The 11,167-nt window shown below is 27.1% G+C and carries 11 protein-coding genes; 1 reads left to right on the forward strand and 10 read right to left on the reverse strand.

The window, feature by feature from the left end:
* Positions 1-136: 136 nt before the first annotated feature.
* The 10 genes from O6B72_RS07175 to O6B72_RS07220 form a co-directional block, all read right to left on the reverse strand.
* The gene (locus tag O6B72_RS07175; protein ID WP_016646353.1) at positions 137-2,080 is read right to left on the reverse strand and encodes a type IV secretory system conjugative DNA transfer family protein; all 1,944 of its coding nucleotides are present in this window, start codon (positions 2,078-2,080) and stop codon (positions 137-139) included.
* The gene (locus O6B72_RS07180; RefSeq protein ID WP_024962918.1) at positions 2,073-2,474 is read right to left on the reverse strand and encodes a hypothetical protein; all 402 of its coding nucleotides are present in this window, start codon (positions 2,472-2,474) and stop codon (positions 2,073-2,075) included. The genes O6B72_RS07175 and O6B72_RS07180 overlap by 8 nt, the downstream gene beginning before the upstream one ends.
* The gene (locus tag O6B72_RS07185) at positions 2,471-3,418 is read right to left on the reverse strand and encodes an ATPase, T2SS/T4P/T4SS family (RefSeq protein WP_016646355.1); all 948 of its coding nucleotides are present in this window, start codon (positions 3,416-3,418) and stop codon (positions 2,471-2,473) included. Before O6B72_RS07185 ends, O6B72_RS07180 begins: the two co-directional genes overlap by 4 nt.
* Positions 3,411-3,632: a hypothetical protein gene (locus O6B72_RS07190; protein ID WP_016646356.1), complete on the reverse strand. Its 222-nt coding sequence runs from the start codon at positions 3,630-3,632 to the stop codon at positions 3,411-3,413. The genes O6B72_RS07185 and O6B72_RS07190 overlap by 8 nt, the downstream gene beginning before the upstream one ends.
* A gap of 12 nt (positions 3,633-3,644) precedes the next feature.
* A complete protein-coding gene (locus O6B72_RS07195; RefSeq protein ID WP_269492684.1) occupies positions 3,645-4,787 on the reverse strand; it encodes a DNA type IV secretion system protein ComB10 in 1,143 nt (380 codons plus the stop codon).
* Positions 4,788-6,014, reverse strand: a complete 1,227-nt coding sequence (locus tag O6B72_RS07200) for a TrbG/VirB9 family P-type conjugative transfer protein (RefSeq protein ID WP_269492685.1) — start codon at positions 6,012-6,014, stop codon at positions 4,788-4,790. It lies immediately after the preceding gene.
* A complete protein-coding gene (locus O6B72_RS07205; RefSeq protein WP_050335890.1) occupies positions 5,998-6,660 on the reverse strand; it encodes a VirB8 family type IV secretion system protein in 663 nt (220 codons plus the stop codon). Before O6B72_RS07205 ends, O6B72_RS07200 begins: the two co-directional genes overlap by 17 nt.
* Positions 6,661-6,783, reverse strand: coding sequence for a hypothetical protein (locus tag O6B72_RS07210; RefSeq protein ID WP_256378706.1), 123 nt, complete (start codon positions 6,781-6,783; stop codon positions 6,661-6,663).
* Positions 6,780-9,230, reverse strand: coding sequence for a VirB4 family type IV secretion/conjugal transfer ATPase (locus O6B72_RS07215; protein ID WP_269492686.1), 2,451 nt, complete (start codon positions 9,228-9,230; stop codon positions 6,780-6,782). Before O6B72_RS07215 ends, O6B72_RS07210 begins: the two co-directional genes overlap by 4 nt.
* 259 nt (positions 9,231-9,489) lie before the next feature.
* A complete protein-coding gene (locus O6B72_RS07220) occupies positions 9,490-9,786 on the reverse strand; it encodes a hypothetical protein (protein ID WP_016646363.1) in 297 nt (98 codons plus the stop codon).
* Positions 9,787-10,557: 771 nt separating this feature from the next.
* Between O6B72_RS07220 and O6B72_RS07225 the strand changes: the two genes are divergently transcribed.
* The coding region (locus O6B72_RS07225; protein WP_269492687.1) for a relaxase/mobilization nuclease domain-containing protein at positions 10,558-11,167 on the forward strand (610 nt) is incomplete at its 3' end.

Raw genomic sequence — 11,167 nt, forward strand, 5'->3', positions numbered from 1 at the left:
TTAAAATTTAGATTAAAATCTTTAAAAAATAATAAAATATAAAATAAATAAATTATATATTCACTAATTTTATTAATAAAATAAGAAATAAAATATATAATTTTTTACTAAAATTAATATAATAAAACAATAATTTTTAATCCCTTTCAACTTTGATTTTTAATGATTTTAATAACTCATATTTTTGATTCCTTTCCTCTGTCTTTTTTAATTCTTCTTCATTTTTTATTTCTGTTTGAACTTGCTTTAAATTTTCATCTTTTTCTTGATTTATTTCTTTTTCTTTATTTCTATCTTTTATATTTGTATTTTCTGTCTTATTGTTTGTTTTGTTTTCATCAGTTTTTTCTTTATCTTCTAATTTTATTTTATCTGCTCCAGCCCATTGTTTCATCTTAAACCAATAAGGAACTTTTGCTTTAATTGGCATTTTATAAAAGCCTTTTACTAAAATTATTACATCGCTACTATCTTGATTTTTAAGATCTTGTGAGGTTACTAATTTTTTACCTTCTTTACTTTTTGAAATATTGCTTTTTAATAAGTCCATATTTCCTTGACTTTTACTGATTTTAATATGTGTATAATCTCCTATTAGCTCACTCGTATCTTTTGCGTCTTTATCACTATTCATATTAAAAATTATTTGATATCCACTATTATTTTTAACTATATTTGTGTCGTCATCTCCGTAGTATTTTTTAATTTGCTCATAGCTTTGAGTCACAAATACTGGTAATAGTCCGTAACTTCTACATAGTGCTGGTGCTTCTAATAAAAATGGCATTTTTCCAAATCTTACAAATTCGTCTAAATAGCAATATATAAATTTATCAGGGTCTGAGTTTTCTTGTCCACTCATTAACTTTTTAAATAATGTTTCTATAAAAATTCTAATTAAAGGAGCTAAAATTTCCATATCTTCTGTTTGAACTACTACATACATTGAGAGTCGCTTTTCTCTTAAGTCTTCAAATGCAAAGCTCATTTTACTTGTTGCATTTGCTACTTGCGGATTACTAAAAACTTTCATAAATGTATCATAAGTTGATTTTATACTTGCAAACTCATTTTCGGCTGCTTTTGAATAGGCTCTTGCCTGATTTCTTGTGCTTGGATCAATACTTTCATCAAAGCTGGTTTGTTTTAGCCAAATTTTAAAGGTGTCTGCATCATAATCTCTTTTTCTAGGCTCACTTGGGTCATCTTCATTTTCAGGAAGCATTGCTTCTTCTCCAAATTTTTCATCTAAGTATTCAAAGTAATCCATTTTTGGAGCTTCTGCAAGTTGAGAGAGTGTTGCATGTTTATCTTTTTGCATAAAATATTCGGCAAAGAATACAAACATTGTTTTTGCTGATATTATCCAGTGATCATTTTCTTTCCCTTTTTCGCCTACAAAAATTGTAGAGGCTATTTGTTCTGCCAATTTTTTAATATGAATGTATTGCATATCTTTTACAATTGAGTTATCAAATGGATTAAAAAACAGTGTATTATCCCAGCTAAAAGGGGAGAATAATTGAACTTCATTATTGAAATTTTTCTCTCTATATCCAGCTGTTTTTTGATATAGTTCACCTTTTATATCAAGTACTAAGCATGAATTTGAAACACTTAGCAAATTAGGAATAATCATACCTGCTGTTTTACCTGAACCAGGGGGTGCGACTACTAGTGTTGATAAAGGTTGGGTAGCTCTTATAAATTTAGGATTTTCGCTCTCAATATCTAAACATCCTAGAACTAGACCTGTGTCATAATTTATTTTCATTTTTTTAAAATCACTTGGTGTTGCAAATCTAGCTGAGCCGTATTCTCCATTATCTTTTAAAAATGGAAATAGCCACCAAGCCAAAACTACTAAAAATGGAGCAATTAATAAAAATATAGCAACATAAGCCTTTAATTTAAGTGTTGGCTCTCCAATGTTTTGCAATATTTGAAGTGCTACTACTGGAACTTTGACTAAAATTGGATTAAAAATTACTTTAATCATAATCAAATACAATATTACACCCATAAGTATAGAGATGATAAACATTGCCAACCACTCTTTTTTACTAAATTCCTTATCCATTTTCTTCCTTGTTTAAAAACTCACTTGGTGTTTTAGTATGATTTACTCCTATGTCTATTTCTAATTTTTTTATTTCTTTTTTTAAATCGTTAATTTGAGTTTGTAATTTACACATATTTTTTTCTAAATCGTTTTTAGCTTCTTTAATGTTTGTAATATCTGCATTTAAGTGATATGCTATTTGATTTAAATTTGTTCCTACATGATTTAGTTCTTGTACCAATTCACCAATTAATCTATTTCTTATTTCAATTTCTTTAAGAGTGTTTGTATATTTTTCTACGCTTATTAATTTTCTAACAACTGATGATTTACTTTCTTTTTTCTGTTTGGCAATTCGGTTTAGTACTCGCATATTTGTTTCGGTAAAATATATACAATAAGGTTTTTTCATAATCCAACCTTTTGCATATCAAGTGCTTTTAAATTTAAAATATCAGTGACTACTCTTTTGTTTTTAACTCTTTCAATTTGAATTATGTAATCAATTGCTGTTACAATTAAGCTATTTAACATTTTATCATCCACGCTTGTTAATCCACCACCTAGTATCACATTTGTTTTAATAGCTTTAATAGCATCTTTTGGACTATTTGCATGAAGTGTGCTTAAATTTCCAGCGTGTCCTGTGTTATTTACTCTTAAAAATGAAAAAGTGTTTCTGATGTCAATTTCTCCTAAGAATAATCTATCAGGTCTTAATCTCATAGCATTATCTATTGCTATTTGATAACTATAAATTTCAGTTGCAATTTTTGGAACTGCGAGTTGTGTTTTATTAATATTTTCTACTCGTAATTCTTGACTATCTTCAATTGTTACGACTCTTTCGTTTTGGTCAATTTCGCCCATTAAAGAGTTTAAAAAGCTTGTTTTTCCACTACCTGTTCCACCGCTTAATAATATATTTTTCTTTTTTCTGATTAGCTCTTTTATTTTTTCATAATTCCAACCATCATTTTTTACTTTATCGCTTAAAATAAAGCTTTCTAATTTAAAAATTTCTTTACTTGGTATTCTTATGCAAATAGATATATCACTGTTAAAAAGGCTAGATTTATGCTGTGCTTGAACTCTATATCTTAAATATGGACTTGGTAACTCACATGATAAACTGCAATGCATTTCATCAAATCTTTGATTTCTCCTTGTTGCTAATTCAATTAAAAAGTTGTTTAAAAATGTAATGTCTAGTTTTGGGTCATGCATTATTTCCCAGTGATCTCCATAATCAATGTGAATTTCACAAGGCTTATTAAAAATAATCTCATTTGCTTTTAGTGTTAAATATGGCTTTAAAACACCTAAAATATTATTTAATATTACACTTTCACTCATTACCGTTTTCTTTCGTAAAATTTGCTTGGATTTGATTAGCTAAGTTTTGCTTTTCTTCCATTAGTTTTTCTAGTTTTTCTTTTTCCTTGTCTACATTTGCTTGTGCTTTTTCTGTAATTTTTATCTGGTTTGAAATCTTTACAAGTAATTTATCATTTGCTTTTTTATTTTCGATTTCAGCTTTAATTTGATTTTTTATATTTTCATATTCCATTTTTTATCCTTTTTAATCATTAAAATATTGCATTAACACTTCGCCATTTTTTGGTTTTGCAAACCACATATGATTTGTTGGCACTAAAAATATCCTACTACCACTTTGAATTTCAATTGTTGGTTTTATTTGGCTTTGTTGTTGGATTATGTCTTGGACTACGCTACTTATATCGCTTTTTGCATTTGAATACACTTCCGTTGCATATTGGTTTGAATTTTTCATTTTTGATGCAATTGTTAGAAGTAAAGCATTTGTAACGGTTGATATTGAATAAGCTATGCCGTATCTTTCCCAGTATTTATTATTGACTGCACCAACTGCCCCATTCATTCCCATATTATCAGCAACAATAGCATCAGTTAGCATTATGTTAATACCTTGTGGAGTGATAATTTCTCTCCACATAATTTCCAATCTTTCATGACCAATTTCTGTATCGTTTGTATAAAATCCTATTGCTTTGCTTCCCCTTGGTATTAATACTGCTTTTCCCATTGTTGCGTATATATCTTGTTCTATTTGAGCTGTTACGACCCCATTTAAATCTGAACTGATTGCAGTTGTTAAAATTGCAGGTATCATTCTTCCAGCTCTGATTGTTCTATAAAGCCTATGTTCATTTGTGCTTATATCTATGCTTTTTTGATTTGAAAAGCCATCAACACCAAATTTTGAGCTTTGATTAATGCTTGATATTTCACTTCCACGATCTGATAAAATTTGAGCCCTGATTAGTTTTTTCATTTTATATTCATAAGCTCTTTGATTATCCATTTGAATTTCATTTTTTAATTCTATTTGTTGTGTTTTTAAAACTTTTTGTTTTTCTATTGCTTTTTGTTTTAAATTTTCTTGTTCTTTTAAAGTATCTTCTGGGCTACTTGTTTGCTCATTTGGTTTGGTTTTTTCTTCAAATTCATCAAGTTTTTTAATAACTTCAACCATACTAGCTCCATCTTGTTTTGGTTCTTTTTTACCAGCTTTATAAATATAATCATCAACTGGAAATTTAGAATTATTAAACAGATGATCCAAATTTGACTGATTTTGTAAATTCTTAATTTCTTCGTCTGTGAAAATATCACCACCAAAAAGGGGAGATGATAAAGATACAATAAGGCTAAAAATAAGCGTTTTTTCCCTTTTTTTCATTTATATTCCCCTTAATTTTTTTACAGCTTCGTGTTCTTGTTTTTCTTTTTTATTTTTTATTATTTTATTATTGTTTTTTATTGTTTCTTTTTTGTTTTCTATATTTAAATTCTTTCTTTCTTCTCTTCTTTGAATTTCAGCTTGTTTTGGTTGCCTATTTACACACACATAACTATTTCCACTTTTAATTGTAAATTTTGGATTTGTAGTTTCTGCTATGATGTAATCTCCTACTATTCTTGTTTCTACTGGACTATCTTGTTTATCAATTACTGCAAAAATTGCTGGAATTTGTGGCATTTCATCTTTTGAGTATTTAAAATATGTAAATTTTTTATCGTCAAATATTTCAGCTGATAAAAGCCATTCATTTTCTTCTTTTGCTTTTTGAGTGTATCCACTATAAATATCGCTTTTTTTGACTTTTACTTCTGCAATGCCATCTTTTATTATTTTATATTCTTTATTGATTGCTTCTTGTTTTGCTAGTTTTATTTTTTTTGCTTCTTCATCTTCTATTTTTATCACAAAACTTGGATCATTTACATTTTTATAGTCTGTTGAAAAAAGATAAAAAGTATGAATTTTTCCATCATTTGTAAAAATGGTTAAGCTTGTATCTATTCCAATTAATTGTGGAATTATGGCTATAGCATTTGCCTTGCTTGGAATTTGTGCTATTTTAAAGCCTTTTTGGTCTCCTAGTATAAAATTATCTATATCGCTTTCAAATATTAAAGTTGTAGCCATTGCTTGACGAGTTCTTATTTTATGTGTTTTATTTGGGGTGTAGGGTATTGTTTTAGTGTTTTCATAACCACTATATTTTTTTGAGTGAAATTTTTTCTGTAATGCTTTTAAGTCTTGATTTCTCATAGCTCCTTGCATTAGCTCTAGCTCTTCTTTGCTAAAATCTATTACTTCCATATTTGCATTAAAGCTATCTTGTGAATTGTGAAAACTTTCTATATTTGGTTGTGTTTCTTCTCCACGCATCCCAAGTGGATTTATTTTAAAATTCGATCTTATATTTTTGTTTATATCTTTTTCTTTATCGTTAAATATGCTTTCGCCCATTCCTTGTTGCTCGTTTGCTAATTCTTGGGTTTGCTTCATAATGGCTCTTATTTCATCCATTTGTGCTTGGCTTAATCCAGCATCGTTATTGTTTGCATTTAAATTTAAAGCAAACATTACAATTAGTGAAAATTTAATTAAATTTTTCATTTTTTACCTTTTCATCAAGTATTTGTGTAACTTGATATTTATTTACAATGAAGCCAGTTGGATTTTTCATTACATCTGCATATGTGTTTCCATCTGTTATAAAGTCATATTCCAATGCACTTCTATATTTTTTATAACTTACTTCTGTTCTTCCTGCATTTGTGATTTCTGCTTGAAAGTCAATTGTTGCGACACTACTACTCAAAAGAGAGACATTTAAAATCTGTATATCTCTGAAGTAATTTTTTGCTGTGTAGATTGAATTTGGATTTGCTACTAAATTTTGAAATGCTTCCCATACTTGACGACTGCTTTGCGTTCTTATTTCGTTGTATCTTTCTATATCATCAATTCTATTTATCATTTCTCTATTTTTTACATAACCTGCAAGAATGCTTTTTAAAAGCTCTTCACTATTTCTAACATTTAAATCCGTATCATCTATCGTCACAAATCTTGCATCAGCTTCTGAAAATTTTAAAAGCACAGGTTTTGTTTCTTTTAAAGGTGTTAAAAAAATCAATGCTACTGATAAGCTTATACTAACCACTGAAAGTACTATTATTATGCAAAACATATAAGCTTTTATCGTTCTTTCTGTTTTAAAGATGAAATTTGGATCTACTTTTTTATCTTCAAATGCCATTTACCCAACCTTAATTAAACTACTAAAAGCACAAGGGCTGATTTTTTCTATTTTTTTTGGCTTATCTGCACATCCAGTTAAAAAAATCATTAAAATTCCCATAATTACTGCTATTTTTTTCATTTATTAGCTCCTTTATCTTCTATATAAAATTTACGCCAATGTTTTGGACTATCTTTTTTTAGTTGTTTTAAAAGCATTACCTTATCTGAGCTTGATGAAAATACTTTCATATAATCGCCAAGTCTTGATAAATTTATATCTAATTTTGCACTTTCGTTTCTTTGTTTCATCATTAAAAGAATTTGCCTTGCATTTGAGTTTGTATCTTTTAAGAATTTAGCTTCTGTTGGCGTTATTCCGATCGAATTATTAAGTTGTTGTATTGTTTCATCGTTACTTGTTGGATAAATTATAAAATTTGCAATATTATCTAAAAATGATGATCCCCTTTCAATTCCACTAAACAAATTAATATTTTGAAAACCCATGCACATTACGCCACCTATTTTTCTTACTTCAAGGATGGCTTCTAGTATTTTTTCTTGCATTGTAGGATCTTGTAAGTAATCTTTTAATTCATCTATAAAACAAAAAAAGCCACGCTTTTGGGTGTTGTTTTTTGCTTGATTTTTGAGTTTATGAAATATATACATGGCTGTTAATCCAGACGCTTTTTTGTCGCTTAATATTCCATCCATATTTAAAACTGATAGTTGTTTTGTAAAATTTAAAGCATCTTCTTTGTTATCAAATATTGAGTCTTTAAAATTTCCAAATCTAGTTTTTAGTTTTGCTTCATCTTCTGCTGGAAGTGATGTTATAAAATCACTCAACGACATTACTTGATCATCTTCTTTGTTGTTATAAATTCTTTCTACTGTGCTACTTATATCTTCTATTGCTTTGTGTTCATCATTTTTAACTTCAGCCATAAATCTTAGCCACATTTTTAAAAAGTCTTTATTTTCGTTTGTATTGGATAAGCTAAATGGATTTAATTTAAAATCGCTACTTTCACTGTCATGGTATTCCCCATCCATATAATTTGTAAAATTATGCATACCACGAAGCTTATCCATTGCAAATATGTCTATTGGATATTTAAATAAATTTGTCATTAAAAATTGAGCAAGTGTTGTTTTTCCGCTACTTGTTCCACCCATGATCATTGTGTGTCCACTTGGACGATCACCTGCTGGTTGGCAGTGAAAATTAAATAAAAAAGGTGTTCCGTTTAAGTGTTTAAATGTAGTTACTGCTTCATTTCCCCAATCGTTTTGATTAAAGCCAGTTACTTCATTTTCAAAACTAGCAATTGTTGCAAGGTTACTTATGTTTAATGTCTTTTTTCTTGCGTTTAAATTTCCACGACTTGGAAAAAAGCTAAAATATAAAGCTTTTTGGTTAATTGTTTCTCTAACTACATTCAAGCCTTGATTTTCAAGTATATTTTTTAATTGATTTGATTTCTCGTCTAATTCATCCAAGTCGTCTGCTAAAGCATAAATTGAAAAGCTTGTCTCTACTAGGTTTTCTCTATCTGCTTGGACTAACTCCATTAATTGATCAAGTTCTGCTTTAACTAAATCAACCGAAAATGTTTTTGTGTCTTTAATTTTTTTAAGAGCTTTTCTTTTTTCATATGGCTTTAAATATATCATTACCATAAATTCGTAATTACTTTTAATTAAATTTGATGTAATAATTGATTTTATTTGCTCTGTCTCATATGCTTTTACGCTTACAAATCTACCATACTTCGTTCTTCCATCATTTAAATGAAATTCTATATAGTCTTTTTTAAATTCAACGTCTGAGCTAATATAACAATCTGTAATTAACTCATTTGTGTATTTTAAATTTGTTTCTTGTGCATTTGAGTAAGTTGCATAAAAGTTTAGAATTTCATTACCATCCATTTGTCTTGGCTGATAAATTGATAAATGATTTTTTATATTTAGAAGAGTTTCTTTTAAAAGCTCCATTTTTTGAGTTAAATTTACACTATCTTTATTTTCTTCCCTTTTTTCACTTGTTACGCCTGTTTTAAAGCTTTCGAGCATACCTGTTATATTTTTTGTAACTGTTGAAATAAATAAAAAATATCTGATTTCATAAATATCTTGATTAATTTCCCATTTTTTTATGATTTCGTTTGCATATGGATTTATATTTTTTTCTATATAGCTTTTATTTTCTTGTTTTCTTTTTTTGATAATTAAATTAATTTCCACATCGTTTTTTAGTGTTGTAAAAAACATTACACGGCTTAACAAATAATCAGTCTCATCGTCTAAGCTAATTCCTGCATAGCTTGTCCCTTTTAATTCTACGCCAATACAAACATTACCATCTTTTGTAATAATAAAATTTTCATCATATTTACAAGCTATATTATTTTCCTTTGCAAGAGTATAAATTTGTGGTTCTTTTAGCATTATTATTTCATCGGCTTTTTTATTAATTCCAGATAAAAAACTATTTTTATTTTTCTTTTGTTTTTTATCTTTTTTGTTTTCGATGTTTTTTTCTTGCTTTGGTTTTTTAAAATTTTTAAATAGAGTCATTTTATTTCCTAAGCATAAAATTTGTTTTGAGATATTTTCATTTTTGAGCCAATGATGTCATATATATCTTCGTCTAAGTATTCAATTGTGAAAAAAAAGCAATATAAAAATACAACTACGATTAAAGAATATAAAATCATAATGAACCAAAAAATAAATCCTATAATGATTGTTAATCCTAGGCTTGTTGTAGTTAAACCTAAGATTTTTGTTTTTTTGGTAAGATCCATATAGCAATCTGTCACAATCATTTTTTAACTCACATCATTGATGAAGATAATGCATAAACTATTCCGATAATTGCCAATGCACCAAATAAAAGTTTTGCATTGTTTTTAAAAGCTTCAATATTAAAATAAGCAATTAAAAGCATAATGACTATCCAAAGTCCACCGAACGTAATTGAAATCGTATTAACAATAGAGGCTACGCTTTTTCCAACTTCTGTGATTTGAGTGTTTGCAGCATCTGATAATTTTTTAGCTATATTATCTCCTCCACCTGCAGCAAATGAACCTGTTAAAAAAAGAGTTAAAAGTAAAAAAAATTTTTTCATTTTTTGTCCTTGTTTTTTAAAAAATTTAATATTTCAAGCACTATACTAAATTTTCAAAAGCGACATTTTGTAAAACGAATTTTTAAAAGTTCGGTGTATTCGCACTTATAATTTTTGATTTAATTTTAAAATAAGTTTTCATTTACTTTTTAATTTTTTTACTTTGCTTATAGTGTCGCTGTTTGAGTTTATTTTTTTAAAAAAATATCTTTGACAAAATGTCGGTATAAAAAAATTTGTTTATTTTTTAATATTTTTGCATATTTTTTAAATTTTTACATATTTTTTGAACTATTGCTTGATATTTTTATTTTTTCTTATCTATTTGAGTTTTACAAATAGTAAATATTTTTTCTTAGCTTTATAATTTTTCAAATATTTTTATAATTTATTTTCTTTGATATAAAAATTCTGCAAATATTTTTATAAATTTCTTTTTTCAAAAACTTTTTCAAATTTTTAAAAAATTTCCAGCATTATCTAAAAAAATAAAAATTCATTTTTATTTTTTATTTTTGATATTTGTTAAAATATCAAAAATTGCTCTTAAATGCCAATTATATCGGTATTTAAGGCTAAAAACTATATATAAAAGGGGTTATCCTGCCTAACTTCTCGCATAATCTTTTTTTAATCTTATCTACACTAACATTTACAAAGATTTTTATAAAAGGGATAAAAATATTTTTTAAAAAGATTTTATTTTTTTAGAATTTATTTTTTAATTTTTTAATTTTTTAATTTTTTTATAAATTTTTAGGAGTTTTTATTGTGAGCAATATTAATTGGGATGAGTTTTTTGATAATCTAAAAAAAGTTAGAGCTGGACGAACTAAATACACGAAAAGTCAACACAAGTATGTTTCTTTTAGTGGTGGTGGATTTTCAAAAGCTAGGACTTCTTTTTCAAAAAATAATTTTTCAAAGCAATCAGTTATAAAAATGATTTCAAATTTGCCACAAACTTCCATTAAAAGATGTATTGATTATACTTTAAAAAATTCTATTGATGGACTTGCTATTGATGAGAATGGCAACAAGGTAAGCAGTGATGAGATAATGAAAGGTTGGAGCAAAGATTTTGGCAAAAATTTAAACTCAAAAGATGCATGGCATTTGATTTTTTCAATTAATGAGTCATGCAATGATGAGAAAAAATTAAATGCTTTATGTGATGCTGTTAAGGATACTTTGGGAACAAATTTTACAGGTCATAAATACGCTTTTGTTTTACACACTCATCAAAACAATCCGCATGTCCATGTTGTTTTAAATAAGAGAAATATTTTTACAAATAAAAAAATTCACTTTAATTCCAAAGCTGAGATTAAAGATTTCTTTGATGAAGCTAGAACAAATTTTGCTTTTTCTTTGGGAGCTA

It is taken from the genome of Campylobacter ureolyticus, assembly GCF_027277485.1.
In the GTDB taxonomy this organism is placed as follows: domain Bacteria; phylum Campylobacterota; class Campylobacteria; order Campylobacterales; family Campylobacteraceae; genus Campylobacter_B; species Campylobacter_B ureolyticus_B.

What these genes read in the sequence shown, in the direction of transcription:
- O6B72_RS07175 (WP_016646353.1), bottom strand. Translation starts at nt 2,080, where the DNA reads ATGGATAAGGAATTTAGTAAAAAAGAGTGGTTGGCAATGTTTATCATC.
- O6B72_RS07180 (WP_024962918.1), bottom strand. Translation starts at nt 2,474, where the DNA reads ATGAAAAAACCTTATTGTATATATTTTACCGAAACAAATATGCGAGTA.
- O6B72_RS07185 (WP_016646355.1), bottom strand. Translation starts at nt 3,418, where the DNA reads ATGAGTGAAAGTGTAATATTAAATAATATTTTAGGTGTTTTAAAGCCA.
- O6B72_RS07215 (WP_269492686.1), bottom strand. Translation starts at nt 9,230, where the DNA reads ATGACTCTATTTAAAAATTTTAAAAAACCAAAGCAAGAAAAAAACATC.
- O6B72_RS07210 (WP_256378706.1), bottom strand. Translation starts at nt 6,783, where the DNA reads ATGAAAAAAATAGCAGTAATTATGGGAATTTTAATGATTTTTTTAACT.
- O6B72_RS07195 (WP_269492684.1), bottom strand. Translation starts at nt 4,787, where the DNA reads ATGAAAAAAAGGGAAAAAACGCTTATTTTTAGCCTTATTGTATCTTTA.
- O6B72_RS07205 (WP_050335890.1), bottom strand. Translation starts at nt 6,660, where the DNA reads ATGGCATTTGAAGATAAAAAAGTAGATCCAAATTTCATCTTTAAAACA.
- O6B72_RS07200 (WP_269492685.1), bottom strand. Translation starts at nt 6,014, where the DNA reads ATGAAAAATTTAATTAAATTTTCACTAATTGTAATGTTTGCTTTAAAT.
- O6B72_RS07190 (WP_016646356.1), bottom strand. Translation starts at nt 3,632, where the DNA reads ATGGAATATGAAAATATAAAAAATCAAATTAAAGCTGAAATCGAAAAT.
- O6B72_RS07220 (WP_016646363.1), bottom strand. Translation starts at nt 9,786, where the DNA reads ATGAAAAAATTTTTTTTACTTTTAACTCTTTTTTTAACAGGTTCATTT.